Source organism: Afipia sp. GW823-FHT06G09, from assembly GCF_058794875.1.
On sequence record NZ_JBXAHF010000002.1, the window covers coordinates 799,646 to 817,703 of the forward strand.

At 62.2% G+C, this 18,058-nt stretch carries 20 protein-coding genes; 10 read left to right on the plus strand and 10 right to left on the minus strand.

Annotated elements, in window-relative coordinates; all coding sequences use genetic code 11:
- Window positions 1-53: 53 nt before the first annotated feature.
- From AC1Q67_RS11440 to AC1Q67_RS11455, 4 genes are all read left to right on the plus strand, one after another.
- Window positions 54-653, plus strand: a complete 600-nt coding sequence (locus tag AC1Q67_RS11440) for a class I SAM-dependent methyltransferase (protein WP_492234036.1) — start codon at window positions 54-56, stop codon at window positions 651-653.
- Between the two features lie 190 nt (window positions 654-843).
- Window positions 844-1,425: an NADPH-dependent FMN reductase gene (locus AC1Q67_RS11445; protein WP_492234035.1), complete on the plus strand. Its 582-nt coding sequence runs from the start codon at window positions 844-846 to the stop codon at window positions 1,423-1,425.
- Between the two features lie 6 nt (window positions 1,426-1,431).
- Window positions 1,432-2,139 (plus strand): orotidine-5'-phosphate decarboxylase, encoded by a 708-nt coding sequence (gene pyrF, locus AC1Q67_RS11450; RefSeq protein WP_492234034.1) that lies wholly within the window; start codon window positions 1,432-1,434, stop codon window positions 2,137-2,139.
- A 16-nt stretch (window positions 2,140-2,155) separates the two neighbouring features.
- Window positions 2,156-2,461 carry a DUF1330 domain-containing protein gene (locus AC1Q67_RS11455; RefSeq protein ID WP_492234033.1) on the plus strand — a complete coding sequence of 102 codons (306 nt, stop codon included), beginning with the start codon at window positions 2,156-2,158 and terminating at the stop codon, window positions 2,459-2,461.
- 169 nt (window positions 2,462-2,630) lie between these two features.
- Here the strand turns inward: AC1Q67_RS11455 and AC1Q67_RS11460 are convergent, their stop codons facing one another.
- The gene (locus AC1Q67_RS11460) at window positions 2,631-3,623 is read right to left on the minus strand and encodes a hypothetical protein (protein ID WP_492234031.1); all 993 of its coding nucleotides are present in this window, start codon (window positions 3,621-3,623) and stop codon (window positions 2,631-2,633) included.
- Between the two features lie 152 nt (window positions 3,624-3,775).
- Between AC1Q67_RS11460 and dapB the strand changes: the two genes are divergently transcribed.
- Window positions 3,776-4,591, plus strand: coding sequence for a 4-hydroxy-tetrahydrodipicolinate reductase (dapB, locus tag AC1Q67_RS11465; protein WP_024576750.1), 816 nt, complete (start codon window positions 3,776-3,778; stop codon window positions 4,589-4,591).
- Window positions 4,592-4,618: 27 nt separating this feature from the next.
- Entirely contained in the window at window positions 4,619-5,239 is a 621-nt protein-coding gene (locus AC1Q67_RS11470; protein WP_024576749.1) for a 2,3-bisphosphoglycerate-dependent phosphoglycerate mutase, read from the plus strand.
- A gap of 4 nt (window positions 5,240-5,243) precedes the next feature.
- Here the strand turns inward: AC1Q67_RS11470 and AC1Q67_RS11475 are convergent, their stop codons facing one another.
- Window positions 5,244-6,158 (minus strand): methylated-DNA--[protein]-cysteine S-methyltransferase, encoded by a 915-nt coding sequence (locus AC1Q67_RS11475; protein WP_024576748.1) that lies wholly within the window; start codon window positions 6,156-6,158, stop codon window positions 5,244-5,246.
- 81 nt (window positions 6,159-6,239) lie between these two features.
- Entirely contained in the window at window positions 6,240-6,764 is a 525-nt protein-coding gene (locus AC1Q67_RS11480; protein WP_492234030.1) for a DUF2244 domain-containing protein, read from the minus strand.
- A gap of 22 nt (window positions 6,765-6,786) precedes the next feature.
- Between AC1Q67_RS11480 and nth the strand changes: the two genes are divergently transcribed.
- Complete coding sequence (gene nth / locus AC1Q67_RS11485) at window positions 6,787-7,533, plus strand: endonuclease III (protein WP_492235662.1); 747 nt, start codon at window positions 6,787-6,789, stop codon at window positions 7,531-7,533.
- Window positions 7,534-7,661: 128 nt separating this feature from the next.
- Here nth and AC1Q67_RS11490 read toward each other — a convergent pair whose 3' ends face one another.
- Together AC1Q67_RS11490 and AC1Q67_RS11495 are read right to left on the minus strand one after the other, a co-directional pair.
- Entirely contained in the window at window positions 7,662-8,414 is a 753-nt protein-coding gene (locus AC1Q67_RS11490; RefSeq protein WP_492234029.1) for a sulfate transporter family protein, read from the minus strand.
- A gap of 254 nt (window positions 8,415-8,668) precedes the next feature.
- Window positions 8,669-9,553 carry a YiiX/YebB-like N1pC/P60 family cysteine hydrolase gene (locus AC1Q67_RS11495; protein ID WP_024576744.1) on the minus strand — a complete coding sequence of 295 codons (885 nt, stop codon included), beginning with the start codon at window positions 9,551-9,553 and terminating at the stop codon, window positions 8,669-8,671.
- A gap of 193 nt (window positions 9,554-9,746) precedes the next feature.
- Between AC1Q67_RS11495 and AC1Q67_RS11500 the strand changes: the two genes are divergently transcribed.
- Window positions 9,747-11,189, plus strand: a complete 1,443-nt coding sequence (locus tag AC1Q67_RS11500) for a flavin monoamine oxidase family protein (RefSeq protein WP_492234028.1) — start codon at window positions 9,747-9,749, stop codon at window positions 11,187-11,189.
- 91 nt (window positions 11,190-11,280) lie between these two features.
- Here the strand turns inward: AC1Q67_RS11500 and ytpR are convergent, their stop codons facing one another.
- From ytpR to rpmI, 4 genes are all read right to left on the minus strand, one after another.
- Window positions 11,281-13,827, minus strand: a complete 2,547-nt coding sequence (gene ytpR, locus AC1Q67_RS11505) for a YtpR family tRNA-binding protein (protein ID WP_492234027.1) — start codon at window positions 13,825-13,827, stop codon at window positions 11,281-11,283.
- Window positions 13,824-14,906 carry a phenylalanine--tRNA ligase subunit alpha gene (gene pheS, locus AC1Q67_RS11510; protein ID WP_492234026.1) on the minus strand — a complete coding sequence of 361 codons (1,083 nt, stop codon included), beginning with the start codon at window positions 14,904-14,906 and terminating at the stop codon, window positions 13,824-13,826. The genes ytpR and pheS overlap by 4 nt, the downstream gene beginning before the upstream one ends.
- Window positions 14,907-15,028: 122 nt before the next feature.
- On the minus strand, window positions 15,029-15,388 hold the full coding sequence (gene rplT / locus AC1Q67_RS11515) for a 50S ribosomal protein L20 (protein WP_006023357.1): 360 nt from the start codon (window positions 15,386-15,388) through the stop codon (window positions 15,029-15,031).
- A gap of 65 nt (window positions 15,389-15,453) precedes the next feature.
- Window positions 15,454-15,654: a 50S ribosomal protein L35 gene (rpmI, locus tag AC1Q67_RS11520; protein ID WP_002713838.1), complete on the minus strand. Its 201-nt coding sequence runs from the start codon at window positions 15,652-15,654 to the stop codon at window positions 15,454-15,456.
- A 759-nt stretch (window positions 15,655-16,413) separates the two neighbouring features.
- Here rpmI and AC1Q67_RS11525 point away from each other — a divergent pair.
- Both AC1Q67_RS11525 and AC1Q67_RS11530 read left to right on the plus strand, forming a co-directional pair.
- Window positions 16,414-16,617 (plus strand): hypothetical protein, encoded by a 204-nt coding sequence (locus AC1Q67_RS11525; protein ID WP_492234025.1) that lies wholly within the window; start codon window positions 16,414-16,416, stop codon window positions 16,615-16,617.
- Window positions 16,618-16,786: 169 nt separating this feature from the next.
- Window positions 16,787-17,209, plus strand: a complete 423-nt coding sequence (locus tag AC1Q67_RS11530) for a hypothetical protein (protein ID WP_024576738.1) — start codon at window positions 16,787-16,789, stop codon at window positions 17,207-17,209.
- A 128-nt stretch (window positions 17,210-17,337) separates the two neighbouring features.
- Here the strand turns inward: AC1Q67_RS11530 and infC are convergent, their stop codons facing one another.
- Window positions 17,338-17,877, minus strand: a complete 540-nt coding sequence (gene infC / locus AC1Q67_RS11535; RefSeq protein WP_192817742.1) for a translation initiation factor IF-3 — start codon at window positions 17,875-17,877, stop codon at window positions 17,338-17,340.
- Window positions 17,878-18,058 lie beyond the last annotated feature (181 nt).

Genomic DNA, 18,058 nt, shown 5'->3' on the forward strand with positions numbered 1-18,058 from the left:
ATTGTGAAGGAAATTTGACGCCTCGCCCCTCCCCGGGCTCCGCTGGAAGTATCATGGCTCCCCAATCCACTGCGCGTGCGTTGAAAAAGCCGCTTCGTCTCGACGACGAAGTTCGTTTTCTCCGCTCCTGGATTGAAAAGCCGCTGCACATGGGCGCAGTGATGCCCTCCAGCAAGGCGCTCGCGCGCACGATGGCGCGTTATGTCGATCCGCATTCCACTGGACCCGTCATTGAGCTTGGTCCGGGCACCGGAGCCATCACCGACGCGCTGATCGCTCACGGCATCGCCGAGAAACGCCTGGTGCTGGTGGAGTTCGATCCCGGCTTCTGCGCGCTGCTGCGTGAACGCTATCCGCAGGCCATGGTCATTCAGGGCGATGCCTACAATCTCGATCAGACGCTGGCTGAGCTGAAGGAGCCCGCCGCCGCAATGGCCTCCGGCTTGCCGCTGGTCACCAAGCCGATGCTGGTCCGCCTGAAGCTGATGCGCGACGCCTTCCAGAAGATGGAAGCGGGCGCGCCCTTTATCCAGTTCACCTATTCGGTGGCACCGCCGATCCCGAAGTCGCTGCCGGGAATCCACACCCAGGCGTCCGAGCGGGTCTGGATGAACCTGCCTCCCGCGCGGGTCTGGGTCTATCGCAAGGGGTGACATCCCGACGAGAACGATGTGCTCCCTCTCCCCTGTGGGGGAGAGGGTTGGGGTGAGGGGCTCTCAATCTGTCGATGGATTCTACGCCCTCACCCGCCGCGCTTCGCGCGTCGGCCTCTCCCCACGGGAGAGGTGAAGAAGACGCTGAACCGGCTTTCCCTTCGTCAGAAAACGCTCTAGTTCTGACGCCATGGCAGCGCTGAAAATCCTCGTCATTCCCGGCTCAACGCGCACCGGCTCCATCAACGCACGGCTGGCCGCTGTCGCCGTCAAGGAACTGGCGCTGCTCGACATCGATGTCACGCGGATCTCGCTCAGCGATTATCCGCTGCCGATCTACGATGGTGACCTCGAACAGAAATCCGGCGTACCGGCCAATGCCGTCGATCTCAAGCGCATGATCGGCGCGCATCACGGCGTCTTCATCGTCAGTCCGGAATACAATTCGTCGGTGCCGCCGCTGCTGAAGAACGCCATCGACTGGGTGACGCGGGTGCGCGACCGCAACGAGACGTTCGGCCAGGTGTTTCGCGAGCGCGCGTTCGCGATCGGGGCGGCGTCGGACGGAAAGTTCGGCGGTCTGCGGGTGCTTATGGCGCTGCGCCAGATTCTGGCGCTCGGCTGCGGCGCGACGGTGGTCCCGAAGCAGATGGGGCTGTCGTTCGCCGATCAGGCTTTCGACGACATGGACCGGCTGAAGGATCCTGCGGATGCCGAACTGCTGCGCGGAACCTTGCGCCAGCTGATCGACACTTCCCAGCAGATGATGTGAGACCGCATGAAGCCAGCACATATTGAAACCCGCGACCGGCTGATTGTCGCGCTCGATCTCTCCAGCGTGGAGGCCGCGGAGGCGCTGATCGCGCGGCTCGGCGACAGCGTGACGTTCTACAAGATCGGGTACCAGCTTGCTTATGCCGGCGGGCTTTCACTGGTGCCGAAACTGGCTGAGCGCGGCAAGAAGGTGTTCGCCGATCTCAAGATGCACGACATCGGCAATACGGTCGCCAAAGGCGTCGAGAGCGTTGCGAAGCTCGGTGCGACGTTCCTCACGGTGCATGCCTATCCGCAGACCATGAAGGCGGCGGTCGAGGCGCGCGGATCGTCGCTGAAGATTCTCGCGGTCACGGTGCTGACGTCCTACGACGATGACGATCTGCACGCGGCGGGTTTCCGCTTCGGCGTCTCCGATCTGGTCGAGGCGCGTGCCTTGCAGGCGCAGACGCTCGGTATTGATGGCCTTGTGTGTTCCGGCGAAGAGGCCGCCACCGTGCGTGGCATCATTGGCGCGCAGATGGCGCTGGTGACACCGGGCATTCGCCCCGCAGGCAGTGCGGTGGGTGATCAGAAGCGTATCATGACGCCGGGCCGCGCCATCGCGGCGGGTGCGGATTATCTCGTGGTCGGCCGCCCGGTGGTGGAAGCCGCCGATCCGAAGGCGGCGGCGGAAGCGATTGTGTCCGAAATCGCGCAGGCGGGCGGCTAATAAAAAGGAGACAACAATGCCCAAGGGTTACTGGATTGCGCGGATCGATGTGCATGACCTCGATGCCTATCGGCGCGATTATGTCGCGCACAATGGCGCGGTGTTCAAGAAATACGGCGCGAAGTTTCTGGTGCGCGGCGGCACCCACGAGGCCCACGAAGGCCCGGCGCGCTCGCGCAATGTCGTGATCGAATTCAAGGACTACGCGACCGCGCTCGCCTGCTATCACTCGCCGGAATACGCCGCTCTCGTGAAGGCGCGCGCACCGCATTCCGAGGGCGAGATCGTGATTGTCGAAGGCTACGATGGCGAACAGCCGTAAGCGCGGTTAGAGCAAATCGTCATTGCGAGGAGCACTTGCGACGAAGCAATCCAGTTTTTGCTAAGAAAGATGGATTGCTTCGCGAGTATATCATCGGGCCGGCGAAGCCGGACCCGTTGGCTCGCAATGACGACGCGCTGATTGCATCGGCCACTTCGCGCAATGTGTTTTACTTTCCCATCCCGTTCTCGGGTACGATCAGCGGAATGAAGCCGAACACGTTGCTGCTGTCCGGATCGACCACCACGCGCACGGCGTGGACCAGGGTGTCGCCGTAGACCATCAGTTTGTTGACGCCGGGGATCGGCTTGCCCTTGCTGTTGCGCAGCGGCGCGATTGAAAAATAGTGCTCGTCGCCGTGGATCAGCAGCACCGGTTTGCCGAAGCTTTTCGCGCCGGCCTCGATGGCGTCCAGCGTGTTGGTAAAACCGGATTGGCGCGGCATCGCCCCGTTCGGAAAGCGTGACTCGTCGAACTCCGCTTGCACGAACATCACAACGGCTTTGGCATTATCCGCGATGGCCTTGGCGAAGCTCGCGTTGATCCAGGCGACATTGGCCTTGTCGCGAGCGAAGAATTCCGGCGCCGCATCGGGGTCCTGCGCTTCAAAGCCGTTGTTCGAGCCGGGCACATGGGCGGTGAAGAACATCACGCCGTTTTTGGCGAACCGCGTGTTCTCGACGTAGGTCGAGAACTCCGGCATCAGCAGTGCCTGGCTCTCCACATCAAGCGGCGTCTTGCCGAGAGATTTCGCAGGCGTCGCGAAAAACATCTCGCGAAGTTTCGCAAGGCGTTCACGGGGATTGTAGCCGCCGGCGGCCTTGCGATGGCAGTCGAGCCACTCGTTGTCACCGATGGTATAGACCAGTGCGCTCTCAAAGGTCTGGATCTGGTCGTATGATTTCTTGAGGACCTCGTCGCTGCACGGCAGTCCGCCGGATTTGATGTCGCCCACATGCAGGGTGAAGGCGGGTTTGAGCGCGTTCACCGCGGCGATCAGCCGGTCGAACTTCGCGTAGTCCTCCGGCAGGTTGTAGGGCATGTCGCCGAGCGCCACGAACGAGAACGCGTTGTCGCTGCCGATCCGCTCCGCTGCGGAAGCAGGGTTCAACGCGGTTGCGATGATGAGCATCAATCCGGAGAGGGCGGGCAGGTGGCGCATGGCAATCTTCCTCAGAAGGGTGTTTCAATAGCCCGCGAGCGTGACTCGCACATGAACCGGGGCAAGGCAGTCCAGCCGTGCAAGGTTGCCGCCGTGGCTTGGCGCCGCTATACCGCCAAAAGCAAGTCTTGGAACGGGTTTGAGGGCTGGAAATGGCCGATATGCGCCTGATTGTTGCTGGAGCCGGTGGCCGGATGGGGCGGACCCTGATCCGCGCCATTGCCGAGACCCCGGGAGCCACGCTGGCCGGGGCGCTGGAGGCACCGGGCTCGGAGTTGCTGGGGCAGGATTCCGGCGTGCTGGCGGGGCTGGCGCCCAACGGGATCGAACTGTCCGGCGATCTCTGGTCCCTGTCGAAGAATGCCGACGGCATCCTCGATTTCACCGTCCCAGCCGCGACTATCGCCAATGTCGCGATCGCGGCCCAGCGCGGCATTGTCCATGTCATCGGCACCACCGGGCTGTCGGCGTCGGATAACGCTGTGATCCGCAGCGTGACCTCGCAGGCCGTCGTCGTGCAGTCCGGCAACATGAGCCTTGGCGTCAATCTGCTGGCGGCGCTGGTGAAGCAGGTGGCGAAGTCGCTCGACGAGGATTTCGACATCGAGATTCTCGAGATGCACCACAAGCAGAAGATCGATGCCCCGTCAGGCACCGCCTATCTGCTCGGCCAGGCCGCTGCGGACGGGCGCGGCGTCAATCTCGATCAGCGGTCGGTCCGCGCGCGGGATGGTCATACCGGCCCACGCATTCCGGGTGACATCGGCTTCGCGACGCTGCGCGGCGGCACCGCCACGGGCGATCACACGGTGATTTTCGCCGGCCCCTATGAACGCATCGAGCTTGCCCACAAGTCGGAGGATCGCATGATCTTCGCGCGCGGCGCGCTGAAGGCGGCGATGTGGGCGCAGGGCAAGAAGCCCGGCTTCTACACCATGGCCGATGTGCTTGGCATCGGCGCTTCCTGAATTCATCATCGAACCGGAATTGAAATAATGAGCGATCGTCTTCTCGTGCTCGTGCGCCACGGCCAGAGCGAATGGAATCTGAAAAATCTTTTCACCGGCTGGAAAGATCCGGGTCTCACCGAACTTGGCGTCAAGGAAGCCATCGGCGCGGGCCGCAAGCTGAAGGAACAGGGACTGACGTTCGATGTCGCCTTCACCTCGGTGCTGACGCGCGCGCAGACCACGCTCGATCTTGCACTGAAGGAAATGGGCCAGACCGGGATTCCGATCACGCGCAATCTGGCGCTGAACGAACGCGACTATGGCGACCTGTCGGGTCTCAACAAGGACGATGCCCGCGCCAAGTGGGGCGAGGAGCAGGTGCTGGTCTGGCGGCGGTCCTACGATGTGCCGCCGCCCGGCGGCGAAAGCCTCAAGGACACGCTGGCGCGCACGCTGCCTTACTATGTGCAGGAGATTCTGCCCTGTGTGCTGCGCGGGCAGCGCACGCTCGTCGCAGCCCACGGCAACTCGCTGCGCGCGCTGATCATGGTGCTGGAAAAGCTGACGCCGGATCAGATTCTCAAGCGCGAACTCGGCACCGGCGCGCCGGTGGTCTACCGGCTCAACGCCGATTCCACCGTCGCATCAGTCGTCGATCTGGCGTAACGGCCTAAGCTGTCAGCCCTGCCGCCTGTCCGCTTTCCCAGCCGAGCATCGCGCGCTTGCGCGTGATGCCCCAGTGATAGCCGGTGAGTTCGCCGCTCTTGCCGATCACCCGGTGGCACGGCACCACGAACGAGATCGGATTGCGGCCAACGGCCGCGCCGACGGCCCGCGAGGCCTTCGGCTTTGCGATCTTGCAGGCGACATCCCCGTAGGTGGTGGCGCGGCCCATCGGAATCTTCAGCAGCGTCTCCCAGACGCGGACTTCGAAGTCGGTGCCGATCAGCACCACGCGCAGCGGCTGGTCCTCGCGCCATTGCGAGGAATCGAAAATCCGTTTCGCCAGTGGCGCGGTCTCGGCGAACGACTCGATGTAAGTCGCCAGCGGCCAGCGCCGCTGCATGTCGGCCAGCGCCGGCATTTCCTCGCCTTCATCCGCGAACGCCAGGCCTGCAAGCCCGCGCTCGCTGGCAATGATCACGGCCATGCCGAACGGCGAGGGATGGAAGCCGTAGCGCAGCGTCATGCCTTCGCCGCCCTTCTTCCATTCGCCCGGCGACATCGCCTCATGCGTCACGAACAGATCATGCAGCCGTCCGGGACCTGACAGACCGGAGTCATAAGCGGCATCCAGCACACTGGCGGAATCGCGCAACAGCCGCTTGGCATGGTCGAGGGTCAGGGCCTGCATGAAATCCTTCGGCGTCAGTCCTGCCCAGCGCCGGAACAGATGATGCAGTTCGTCGGGCGTCAGATGCGCGGCGTCCGCCATCGCTTCAATGGTCGGCTGCGTGCGCCACTGCTCGGAGATGAATCCGATCGCCCGGCGGACCGAATCATAGTCACGCAGTGCCGCGCCCTGCTTGGAGGGCTTTGCGAGTTTCAGATCGGCGAGCATGGATTTCATCGCGGTGTTCATCATGGCGGCATCCGTTGTGCGGTGTCCATCATGATCCCGATGTACGCGGCCTGCCCGGTCGCAACCACCCGTTTCCTGCTTCAATCAGGTCAGCGGATTATAGGTCGGTCCGCGTTTGGCGGCCTGGAGTGCGGCCAATAAAGCCTTGGCAAAACTGGCCTTTTCGTCGGGGCCGAGAAAGCTGCCGATGGAAAGCCGCCGTCCTCGGGAGACGAGATAGAGTTTCTCGATGCCGAATTCGGCGTGCGACTTCTGCTCGAGCTGGACCCAGAGCGGATTGAGCGTCCATTCGACAACATGTCCGCGATGGCTGACCCGCCGGACGCGGATTTCATGCGGCGTAACGACGATGTCCTCGATCGCGTCGGCGCGGCGGAAGTTCAGTTTGAACGCCCAGTAGATGACCAGCGCATCGAGCCCGAAGAAAGCCAGCACGGGCCATGCGCCCATCATCAGGAACATGATGCCGGCCGCGAAACTCACGGCGATCACAAATCCCATCAGCACCAGGAAGCCGTGACGGCTGAGCGAACGATGCGGCGTCAGCCGCGCGCTGAACAGCGGCGCGTCCGCGATCTCCTCAGGATCAAAATCGTTGCGCTCATCCATGACGCCTTACTATACCGGGAACATGGCAAAAAAGGCGATCACGTCCGGTTCAAAATCCAAAGCAAGTCCGGCCGGACCGGCAAAGCGGGTGTCAAAGGCCACCAAGCCGAAGCTAAAGCCAGGCAAGTTTAAGCCCTGGACCCCGGCGGAAGTGGTCGAGGTTTTTACCCGCTTCCGTAATGCCAATCCCGAGCCGAAAGGCGAGCTCGAGCACCTCAATCCCTACACGCTGCTGGTGGCGGTCGCGCTGTCGGCGCAGGCGACCGACGTCGGCGTCAACAAGGCGACGCGGCATCTGTTTCCGGTAGCCGACACGCCCGAGAAGATGGTGGAACTCGGAGAGGAGAGGCTTCGCGATTACATCAAGACCATCGGTCTTTATCGGACCAAGGCGAAGAACGTCATCGCGCTCTCGGAACAATTGATCGCGCTGCACGGCAGTCAGGTGCCGGGCGATCGCGCGGCGCTGGAGGCATTGTCCGGCGTCGGACGCAAGACCGCGAACGTCGTGCTCAACATCGCGTTTGGGGAGCCGACCATCGCCGTCGACACCCATCTGTTTCGCGTCGGCAATCGCACGGGACTGGCGCCCGGCAAAACACCGCTCGAAGTTGAGCTTGGATTGCTGAAGATCGTGCCGCCGGAATTTGCGCGGCACGCCCATCACTGGCTGATCCTGCACGGCCGCTACACCTGCATCGCGCGCAAGCCGCGCTGCGAGGTGTGCATCATCAATGACCTGTGCCGATGGCCGGAGAAGACGGTTTGATCTTTTTCACCTCTCCCCGCACGCGGGGAGAGGTCGGACCGTGAAACGGTCCGGGTGAGGGGCATTTCATCGGATCAGCCCCTCACCCCGACCCTCTCCCCGTAAGAACGGGGCGAGGGAGAAGGGGTTCACACGCTCGGCACGCGCGTTGGCCGCACCGGCTCGAGTAGCTCGGGCCGCGGTCCCGACAGCCGTTTGTGCATGTGGACCATGAAGGCCATGCCGAACAGCGGCGTTGCGAGATTCACGATCGGGATCGACACGAAGGCGGCGATGAACAGTCCCGCCGTGAACACGGTCGCGCCGTTCTGTTTGCGCAGGAGCTTGGCTTCCTCCGGTGTGCGGAAACGCATCGCGGCAAGCTCAAAGTACTCGCGGCCCAGCAGCCACGCTGTGGCGATGAAGAACACGATGAAGCCTGCGCCCGCGAGCAGCACGAACGGCAGCGCAACGATATAAACCAGCACGGTCAAGAGCGCGGTCTTGGTGCCTTCGGTGATTGCGAGCCCGATGGGCAGCGCCTTGCCCGGCTTTTCCGCCGGATAGTGCTCGCGCTCGACAATGTCGGCGACGTCATCGACGAACACGCTCGCGACCAGCGAGGTGATGGCGGGCATCAGGAACACCGCGCCCACCACAATGCCGAGCCCGGCTGCGATCGAGACGATCCATGACAGGATGGTGATGAGGGTGTGGTAGTCGGAGCCGACCATGGTCTCCGCCCAGACCTCGCCCGATCCGGCGAGCCAGCTCAAAAGCCGCTGCAGGCTGACTGCCGCTGCGACAATCAGCACCAGCGCGAGGCCGACAGACTTCCACAGGATGGAGCGCATCGGTGGCGACAGGATCTGGGACAACGCCTTGTATGCGGCGTCAAGCATGGGCCTTCCCTCCATAAAACCTGGCGAGAGTTAAGTACGGGGAAGGTGTCTGGCAAGTGGCAGAAAATGGCAGCGCCGGTGTGGCGCTGAATTTCGAGGATTCCACGTCATTCCGGACAGTCGCATCGCGGCTGATCCGGAATCCAGATGAATTCATCGGGAACAACTTCAGGATTCCGGGCTCGCTCGCAAAGCTCGCGTACCGGAATGACGACACTGTCGGTTATCCGCTTCGCTCGAGATCGGATTCCGGTTCAGGCTGCGAGGTCGCGCGCCGGTTCGCGCTCCGGCGAATCCTGCTCAAACGCCGCAACAGGCGCGAGCGGTGCCTCTGGCGTTTCGAAGATTCCCTCTGGAAAGGGATCGGTGTCGTCCGTCACCTCCGGGGACGGCTTGGTCGTGTCGGCCCAGTGCAGCGCCGTGTAGTCGAAGCCGCGGACGATCGTCGGCTTGACGATTTCAAAATAGGGCGAGATGTCGAAGTCGCGCGGCATGTAGAGCGAAGAATCGCGAATGTGCAGGATTTCGCGGCGCGCCTGGCGGCTCGCAGCCTGCGTGATTTTCGGCAGGATCGGATAGCGCACCGCGCCGAAGGCCTGTGCGATCAGCGCAGAGCAGATGATCTTGGTCGGATCGCCGGAGCCCAGTGAAATCATCCGCCGCCGCCAGCGCTGCGGGATCGGCAGCGGAATGAGATAGCGCATCAGGTCGAGAATATTCTTGGTATCGTAGCCGAAGCCGACGCGGTTGATGGCGTAGCGGCAGACCGTGGTGCGGTCTTCATAGGACAGACCGACGGGGCGGCAGAGGCGGGTGTGATAGGGATAGTATTTCGAGAGCGGCGCGGTGGTGACGCCTTCGCCGATATTTGCCTCGATCAGCACATGCGGTTCGCCGTCGGGCTCGTTCGCGCCGTCGATCGCGCCGACATAGAGCGCGGCGTGCGACCACGTCGATTGGGTGAGATACTTGATGATGCCGGAGACGCGGTTGTTGCCCTCGACCAGCAGCACGTCGCCGGCTTCGATCAGGCCGCGCAGCCGCTCCGGATCGCTGGGCGTGAAGGGTTCATATCCCGGAACCTCTTTCTGGAGGTACCCGGCAATGATCTTGCCGACGGTATCGAGCACGAAGCCCATGGTGTTCTTCCCCCCGAGCGGCGCATTCCGGCCGCTTTCTTGTTGGCCTAGTTTTGTCGAAACCAATTTCAATTTAGTTCATGCGTCAAGGGTGCTGCTCATCAAACATTCACTATGACCGTTGCCGGAAGCCTTATGATACGGCAATTTCGCCCCACACCCCCGTTTTTGGTCGAATTCTGGAAACCATGACATGACAATTACCCGGCGCAATCTTCTGGCCGGCTCAGCAGCGATGGCGCTGTCGCCGCTTGCGGCGCGTGCAGTGGCCGCGCCCTTGCCGCGGGATGCTGACATTGTCGTGATAGGAGCCGGCGCGGCCGGTATTGCCGCGGCGCGCCGGATCTCCGCAGCCGGCCGCAAGGTCGTCGTGATCGAAGCCGCCCCCAACATTGGCGGGCGCTGTGTCACCGATGCGGCCTCGTTCGATGTGCCGTTCGATCGGGGCGCGCGCTGGCTTTACAACGCCGAGACCAGCCCGGTTGCGAAGCTGGCGCGCGGTGTCGGCATGGACATGCTTCCCGCGCCGCGCGGCCAGCGTATCCGGATCGGCCGCCGCAACGCGCGCGCCGGCGAAGCCGAGGATTTTCTCGCCACGCTGGTGCGCGCCAATCGCGCGATGGGCGATGCCGTGCGCGGAAAAGCCGATATGCCGGCTGCCGCCGGATTGCCGAAGGATCTCGGTGTGTGGGCGGCAACGACAGACTTTGTCCTCGGCACGCAGCCGACAGGCAAGGATCTGAAGGATCTCTCCGCGCTCGATCTTGTCGCGATGGCGCAGCGCGACGGACCATCGGCCTGCCGTCAGGGATTGGGCACGCTGATCGCGAAGCTTGGTGATGGTCTTCCTGTCGTGTTGTCGACGCCAGTAACGCGCGTCGCCTGGAGCGGGCGTGATGCGCAGGTCGAGACATCGGCGGGTACGATCACCGCAAAAGCCGTCATCATGACCGCATCGACCAATGCGTTGCTGTCCGGGAAGATCAAATTCGCGCCTGAATTGCCGAAGCGCCAGCAGGATGCGGCATCGAAGCTCATGCTCGGCAGTTACGATCACATCGCGCTGGAGCTGCCGGGCAATCCGCTCGGGCTGTCGCGCGATGACATTGTGATCGAGCAAAGTGCGGACCGCTCAACCGGCTTCCTGCTCGCCAATCTCGGCGGCTCATCGCTGTGTCAGGTCGATGTTGCGGGATCGTTCGGTACAGAATTGTCGGCGCGGGGCGAGGCGGCGATGGTGGCGTTCGCCTCCGACTGGCTGACCAAACTGTTCGGCGCCGATGTGAAGAACATCGCCAAGCGCACCACGGCGACGCGCTGGAACGACATGCCGTACATCTATGGGGCGATGTCGGCGGCGGCGCCCGGCGGTCAGCCGGCGCGCAAGGTTCTGATGGAGCCATTGGGCAGCCTGTTTTTCGCAGGCGAAGCCGCGCACGAAACCCAGTGGGGTACTGTCGGCGGTGCGTGGGAATCCGGCGAGCGTGCTGCGGATGCGGCCCTGCGCAAGATCGGTGCGCTGAAAGATGCGCCGGTCGCCGAGAAGTCCGCCAGGAAGCCGAAGCGCACGCAGTCGCGTGCCACGGCAGAGCCATCTGGGCCCGGAGGGCGCGGCCTGAACTGGCCGCGCAATTGATCGCTGTATTCACTTGATCGGAATCGTCGCTTTGATGTCGCATCAAGCGAGAGCCGGCTCCCTCTCCCCACGGGAGAGGTGAAGGAGAGATTTACCCCCGCAGCGTGCCGCCGGTCTTCTTGGTCACATCGGCAACGATCTTCGCCGCGACCGCGTCGATCTCCTGATCGGTCAGGGTCTTCTCGCGCGGCTGCAACGTCACGGCGATGGCGATGGACTTCTTGTCGTCATCGATGCCCTTGCCTTCATAGACGTCGAACACAGTGACGCCGGTAATCAGCTTCTTGTCGACGGCCTGCGCCGTGCGCACGATGTCGCCGGCGTTGACGCTGCGATCGACAATGAACGCGAAGTCGCGTGACACCGGCTGGAACGGTGACAGCTCCAGCAGCGGCTTGGCGCGGGTCGGCTTCGCCTTGGCGTCGGGAATCCGCTCGAGGATAACTTCGAATGCCACCAGCGGGCCGTCAGCCTTCAGGGCTTCCAGCGCGCGCGGATGCAGCTCGCCGAAATAGCCAAGAACGTTCTGCGGCCCGATCTGGATCGCACCGGAGCGGCCGGGATGCAGCCATGCCGGAAAATTCTTCGATTCCTTTGCGGAGACGATCTGAAGTCCCTGCATCGGTGCGCCTGCGGCAGCGAGGACCGCGAGCGCATCGGCCTTGGCGTCCAGCGCATCGACGGTGGCCGAGCCGGACCAGAACCGGCCGATGCCCTTTGACGAGGCCATCGCACGGCGCACACCGCTTGCCGCCATGAACTGATCTTCGGGCTTGTCGCCCTTGAAGATCTGGCCGACCTCGAACAGCGCCACATCGGGAAAGCCGCGGTCGGCGTTCGCCTGCGCGGCTGCGACGAGTCCTGCGATCAGCGAAGGGCGCATGTCGGAGAGATCCGATGCAATCGGGTTTGCCAGCGTGAGTTCGGGCTGACCGCCGCCGAACAGTTCGGCCTGCGGCCTGGAGACGAACGACCATGTCACGGCCTCAAGCATGCCGCGCGCCGCCACTGCGCGCTTGGCGCGGCGGGTGCGGAGCTGAAGCTGGGTCAGCACCGGCTTGCGTGGCGCATCGCCGCGCTCGAACGGCGTCAGCGGCACGCTGTCGACGCCGACGATGCGGACAATCTCTTCGACGATGTCGGCCTTGCCGTGCACGTCGCTGCGCCACGACGGCACCGCGACCTTCACCACGGGACCGGTGCCAGCGACCATGAATCCGAGATGGCCCAGAATCAGTTTCATCTCCGGGAACGGCACCTCGATGCCGGCCAGACGCTTCACCTCGGACAGCGGAAACTCGATAATCCGGTCATCGCCATGAGACTGTCCGGCGACCACGATCTCCGACGGTGACCCGCCGCACAGGTCCATGACCAGCTTGGTCGCCATCTCGAGGCCCGGCACCATGAAGGCCGGATCCACGCCGCGCTCAAAGCGATAACGCGCGTCGGAGTTGATGCCGAGCTTGCGGCCGGTCTGGGCGATATTGATCTCGTTCCACAGCGCCGATTCGATCAGCACGTCGGTCGTATTCGCGTCGCAGCCGGAAGCTTCGCCGCCCATGATGCCGGCCAGAGACTCGACACCGTGCTCATCGGCGATCACGCACATCGTGTCGTCGAGGGTGTAGGTCTTGCCGTCGAGCGCATCGATGAACTCAACCGCGTGTTCACCCACTTTTCGGTAAGTATGACCAGGTACTCGGATCGTGGGCGGGTCAGCAGAAATCAACCGAAGATTCGGATCGACCGGGGCAATACTTTCCCACATCTCTGCGGGAGTCGCACGGCGCACGGTGAGATTGCCTTTGACCTTCTTCGCGTCGAACACATGCAGTGGCCGCGCGCGATCGAAGGTCATGAAGTTGGTGATGTCGACCAGCGCATTGATCGGGCGAAGCCCGATCGACGTGAGTCTCTTCTGCAGCCACTCAGGCGAGGGGCCGTTCTTGACGCCGCGCACCAGCCGCAGCGCAAATCCCGGACACAGCTTCTCGTCCTCGATTTTCACCTGCACCGGGCAGGGGAATTCACCCTTGATCTGCTTCGGGGCGGTGTCCTTGAACTTGCCCATGTCGGCGGCTGCGAGATCGCGCGCGATGCCGTGCACGCCGGTGCAGTCCTGACGGTTCGGCGTCAGATTGATCTCGATCACCGGATCGCCGAGGCCCGCCCACTCCGCGTAAGGCTTGCCGACCGGCGCGTCCTCTGGAAGCTCGATAATGCCGTCGTGATCCTCGGAGAGTTCAAGCTCGGCGGCCGAGCACAGCATGCCGTGGCTTTCCACGCCGCGAATGTTGCCGACAGAGAGCGTGATGTTCTTGCCGGGGATGTAGGTGCCGGGCGGCGAGAACACGCTGATCAGGCCCGCGCGCGCATTCGGCGCGCCGCAGACCACCTGCAGCGGCTTGTCGCCGTTTGCGACCTGGCCGTAATCGACCATGCAGACGCGCAGACGGTCGGCATTCGGATGCTGCTCGGCGGAGATCACCTTGGCGATGACAAACGGCGCCAGCGCCTTCGCCTTGTCGTCGATATGCTCGACCTCAAGCCCGATCATGGTGAGTTTGTCGGCGATCTTCTCGAGCGGCTCGTCTGTGTCCAGATGCTCTTTCAGCCAGGAGAGGGTGAATTTCACGACGACAGTCCTCCGGCGAGAGTCGGCACTTCAAGCGGCTTGAAGCCGTAATGATTGATCCAGCGCGTATCGCTCTCGAACATCTGGCGCAGATCGTTGATGCCGTACTTGAGCATCGCGATGCGATCGATGCCCATGCCCCAGGCGAAGCCCTGATAGACGTCGGGATCGATGCCGCAGGCGCGCAGCACGTTCGGATGCACCATGCCGCAGCCCAGAATCTCCAGCCAGTCCTCGCCCTCGCCGAAGCGGATTTCGCCCTTGTCGCGGCGGCACTGGATATCGACTTCCAGCGATGGCTCGGTGAACGGGAAAAACGACGGACGGAACTTCATGTTGACGTTGTCGACCTCGAAGAACGCCTTGCAGAATTCCGCGAGAATCCATTTCAGGTGACCGAGATGCGAACCCTTGTCGATCACAAGGCCTTCGACCTGATGGAATTGCGGCGTGTGGGTCGCGTCACTGTCGATGCGATAGGTGCGGCCCGGGCAGATTACGCGGATCGGCGGCTTCTGGGTCAGCATGGTACGGACCTGCACCGGCGAAGTATGCGTGCGCAGCAGCGGGCGCGAACCGTCTTCCTTGCGGTTGAAGAAAAACGTGTCGTGCATTTCCCGCGCCGGGTGGCCTTCGGGGAAATTCAGCTTGGTGAAGTTGTAGTCGTCGGTCTCGATGTCCGGACCTTCGGCGATCGAGAAACCCATGTCGGCGAAGATCGCGGTGAGTTCGTCCATCACCTGGGAGAGCGGATGAATGCGGCCCTGCTCGGCGGGCGTCTCCCGCGTGGGCAGCGTGACGTCGATGGTTTCCGATGCCAGCCGTGCGTCGAGCGCGGCGTTCTTGAGAATGTCGCGGCGCGCGGTCAGCGCCTCGGTCACCTTGTCCTTGGCGAGATTGATCTTCGCGCCTTCGGTCTTGCGCTCGTCCGGCGACATCTTGCCGAGTGTCGCAAGCAGGGCGGAGATCGAACCCTTCTTGCCGAGCGCGCCGACGCGCACGGCCTCCAGCGCAGCCTCATCGGAAGCGGCTGCGATTGCGCTCAGGATTTCGGTTTCGAGTTTGGCAAGGTCGGACATTGCAGAAAGCCCCATCGGAACGGTTTCATCTAAACCGTCCGGCGGGGATCAATCAGCCCAGCCGAACGGAGCGGGGCGTGTCACGCCCCGGTCGTGTCGGCCTCGTGCAAGAGGGGCAAAGCTTACGCCGCGAGAGCGGCTTTGGCCTTTTCAGCAATCGCCTGGAACGCCGCCGGTTCGTGGATCGCAAGATCCGACAGCACCTTGCGGTCCACAACGACGCCCGACTTGGCGAGGCCGTTGATAAACACGCTGTAGGTCATGCCGAACGGGCGCACGGCCGCGTTGAGGCGCTGGATCCAGAGCGCGCGGAAGGTGCGCTTCTTTAGCTTGCGGGCGCGGAAGGCGTACTGGCCTGCCTTGTCCACGGCGGCCTTGGCGGCGCGGATGGTGTTCTTGCGGCGGCCGGAAAAACCCTTGGCGGCCTTGTAGACTTTCTTGTGCTTGGCGTGAGCTGTGACGCCGCGTTTAACGCGAGACATGATGCATGTCCTTCAACTGGAAAAGTGAAACAGGTGGCCGCGCAAATGCGGCCCGGTGAACCGCTTTAGGCGTTCGGCAAGAAGTACTTCTTGACGTTGTCGCCGTCGGTCTTGAACAGAATCCGCGTGCCGCGGAGCTGGCGAATCTGCTTCTTGGTCCGCTTGATCATGCCGTGGCGCTTGCCTGCATGGGCGGACACCACTTTTCCGGTCCCGGTTACTTTGAAGCGCTTTTTGGCGCCCGACTTGGTCTTCAGCTTGGGCATTTGGCTCTCCTGTTGCCGCAACAAAAAACCGCCCCGAAAGGCGATCTGGCGGCTGAAATGCTCGTTAGAGCGTTGAAAATGCTTAACTTAATCCCGTGTGGAGAAAGTCGGCATTGGCGTCGCCACGGCAGCCCTTAATCAGCCGGGCGACGAAGGTTGGGCTTATGGCAGAGGATCGTGGAATTGGCAACGATTAACGGCCGAATTTACGAGTCTGGCGAGACTGGATCATTCGGGGCCATCGCATGCGCTCGGCCAGTGCAAATCTCGATGACGGGCATCTGCCTGTGAACTAGCCCATAGGGCGGCGAGATTTCGCCTTCCGAATCTACGAGGACTCACTGGTACTTCCCGCGTTGCGGAGCAGAGGGGATGACTTGCTCCGCCAGAAATCCGCATTTTCCACCATATTTAGTATTTGATTCAGCTTTCGACCCTAATTCTTGACGGGCCGGATAGAGTCGGCTTAGCGTGGTTAATGTCTGGTGTTCGCGGTCACCTGCACAAACAAAAACGCCCCGCCGCAAGGCGGAGCGTTTTGTTTGGGGACGTGGTGGAATTGGTAGACACAACGGTCTTTAAAACCGGGGCCCTCAGAAGCGTACGGGTTCGAGTCCCGTCGTCCCTACCGTGATCCAAAAGGCTCCCTCTTCGAGGGGGCCTTTTTCTTTACATCTCCAACCTGACTGAGTCGACTCGCTAGCTCAAGCGCTTTAATGTCAATAATTGACATTAAAATGCGTAATTTTGAGTTAAGGCATGGCTGGAGCGCCCGTCAAAGAGGAGACGATCACGCTGCGGTTAGCAGTGTCCAAGAATGTTTATGGATATTTGAAAACTTTAAGGCGGAAGTCAGTTCTAGGCGCGTCGGAAAATGACATCGCAAAATACGTTTTGACGAAAGCGCTGGAAGAAATGATTGCTGACAAATATCACCTCACCCAAGTCGTGCCGGAAGATTGATCGTTCCTGTCGCCTTAGCCCGCTTTGAGGGCGGGAAGCACATCGGTAACATATTATTGGAATGATTGGATATTTTCAAAACTAATGGCATCATTGCTGCGCTGCGCTAGAAGTCCTGCCGCAATCTGCCTATATCTTGTCCAGCACCCACCACATGTGAGGGATACAGATGGCCGCGCGCGCCAAGACGATTGCTTTGTCCTCGACCCCAGCCGCCCGGCTGTTCGCCCTTGCGGCCTTTGCCGCCGCAGCCCTGACGGCAGCTGTCGTGCTGGCGACCTCGGCCAAGGCCGGTTCCTCGTTCGATGGATCGTGGAAGGTCACCATCATCACCCAGTCGGGCAATTGCGATCCGGCCTACAGCTATCCCGTGAAGGTCGAGGGTGGCCGCGTCAGTTATTCGGGCAGCGCTGACTTCGATATTTCCGGCCATGTCGGCGATGCCGGCGCGGTCAATGTCACCATTGCGCGCGGTGATCAGAAGGCCAGCGGCAGCGGCAAGCTCTCGGCCAATTCCGGCTCGGGGCAGTGGAGCGGCAAATCCTCCAGCATGACGTGCTCGGGCCGCTGGGAAGCCACGCGGGCTTCGTAATTCCTCAGCGGCATTCGCTGAAACGAAAAAGCGCCGCGGCGAGCGGCGCTTTTTTGTTTGTCTCGTCCGTCATTGCGAGGGGCGTGAGCGACGAAGCAATCCAGCTTGTCGTTGCCCCGCAATTGACCTCAGCGCGGCGCCAGCACCATGACGACCTGACGTCCTTCGAAGCGGGCGTCCTGTTCGACCTTCGCGACGTCAGCGACGGCGGCCTTCACCTTGTCCAGCAGCTTGGTGCCGATTTCCTGATGCGCCATTTCACGGCCGCGATAACGCAGCGTGATCTTGACCTTGTCGCCTTCCTCGAAGAACCGCAGCATCGCACGCATCTTCACGTCGTAGTCGTGGTCGTCGATCATCGGGCGGAGCTTGATCTCCTTGATCTCGACGACCTTCTGCTTCTTGCGGGCTTCGGCGGCTTTCTTCTGCGCGGAATACTTGTACTTCCCGTAGTCCATGATCTTGCAGACTGGGGGATTGTTGTTCGGCGAAATCTCGACGAGATCCATGCCCGCTTCCATCGCCATCTTCACCGCGACCGCCGTCTCGACGGTACCGTGGTTGACGCCCGTCTGGTCGATCAGCTGAATGGTGAGATTGCGGATTTCATCGTTGGTGCGCGGCCCGTCTTTTGCGGCAACGGGCGGGGCTCTGTTGGGACGGCGAATGGGTAAATCTCCAGTGTTGTGAACGAGGCAATCAGTTTGAAGGATTAGGGCCTGCCGGGCAAGCACGACAACGCCGCGGGGCGCATTTTCCGGGCGCTGCCGCAGGACATCGGGATAAGCCATAAAACCGTAAAATGCCTGACAAATATCCGGCCCGGCGCTCTCCGCAGCCCGCTTCACA

Excerpts from the sequence above, each read along its gene's own strand:
- AC1Q67_RS11500 (WP_492234028.1), top strand. The coding sequence starts at position 9,747 with ATGACAATTACCCGGCGCAATCTTCTGGCCGGCTCAGCAGCGATGGCG.
- AC1Q67_RS11495 (WP_024576744.1), bottom strand. The coding sequence starts at position 9,553 with ATGGGCTTCGTGCTCGATACCGTCGGCAAGATCATTGCCGGGTACCTC.
- rplT (WP_006023357.1), bottom strand. The coding sequence starts at position 15,388 with ATGTCTCGCGTTAAACGCGGCGTCACAGCTCACGCCAAGCACAAGAAA.
- AC1Q67_RS11490 (WP_492234029.1), bottom strand. The coding sequence starts at position 8,414 with ATGCTTGACGCCGCATACAAGGCGTTGTCCCAGATCCTGTCGCCACCG.
- AC1Q67_RS11440 (WP_492234036.1), top strand. The coding sequence starts at position 54 with ATGGCTCCCCAATCCACTGCGCGTGCGTTGAAAAAGCCGCTTCGTCTC.
- nth (WP_492235662.1), top strand. The coding sequence starts at position 6,787 with ATGGCAAAAAAGGCGATCACGTCCGGTTCAAAATCCAAAGCAAGTCCG.
- AC1Q67_RS11445 (WP_492234035.1), top strand. The coding sequence starts at position 844 with ATGGCAGCGCTGAAAATCCTCGTCATTCCCGGCTCAACGCGCACCGGC.
- AC1Q67_RS11530 (WP_024576738.1), top strand. The coding sequence starts at position 16,787 with ATGGCCGCGCGCGCCAAGACGATTGCTTTGTCCTCGACCCCAGCCGCC.
- AC1Q67_RS11525 (WP_492234025.1), top strand. The coding sequence starts at position 16,414 with ATGGCTGGAGCGCCCGTCAAAGAGGAGACGATCACGCTGCGGTTAGCA.
- AC1Q67_RS11480 (WP_492234030.1), bottom strand. The coding sequence starts at position 6,764 with ATGGATGAGCGCAACGATTTTGATCCTGAGGAGATCGCGGACGCGCCG.
- dapB (WP_024576750.1), top strand. The coding sequence starts at position 3,776 with ATGGCCGATATGCGCCTGATTGTTGCTGGAGCCGGTGGCCGGATGGGG.
- pheS (WP_492234026.1), bottom strand. The coding sequence starts at position 14,906 with ATGTCCGACCTTGCCAAACTCGAAACCGAAATCCTGAGCGCAATCGCA.
- AC1Q67_RS11455 (WP_492234033.1), top strand. The coding sequence starts at position 2,156 with ATGCCCAAGGGTTACTGGATTGCGCGGATCGATGTGCATGACCTCGAT.
- pyrF (WP_492234034.1), top strand. The coding sequence starts at position 1,432 with ATGAAGCCAGCACATATTGAAACCCGCGACCGGCTGATTGTCGCGCTC.
- AC1Q67_RS11470 (WP_024576749.1), top strand. The coding sequence starts at position 4,619 with ATGAGCGATCGTCTTCTCGTGCTCGTGCGCCACGGCCAGAGCGAATGG.
- rpmI (WP_002713838.1), bottom strand. The coding sequence starts at position 15,654 with ATGCCCAAGCTGAAGACCAAGTCGGGCGCCAAAAAGCGCTTCAAAGTA.
- AC1Q67_RS11460 (WP_492234031.1), bottom strand. The coding sequence starts at position 3,623 with ATGCGCCACCTGCCCGCCCTCTCCGGATTGATGCTCATCATCGCAACC.
- AC1Q67_RS11475 (WP_024576748.1), bottom strand. The coding sequence starts at position 6,158 with ATGATGAACACCGCGATGAAATCCATGCTCGCCGATCTGAAACTCGCA.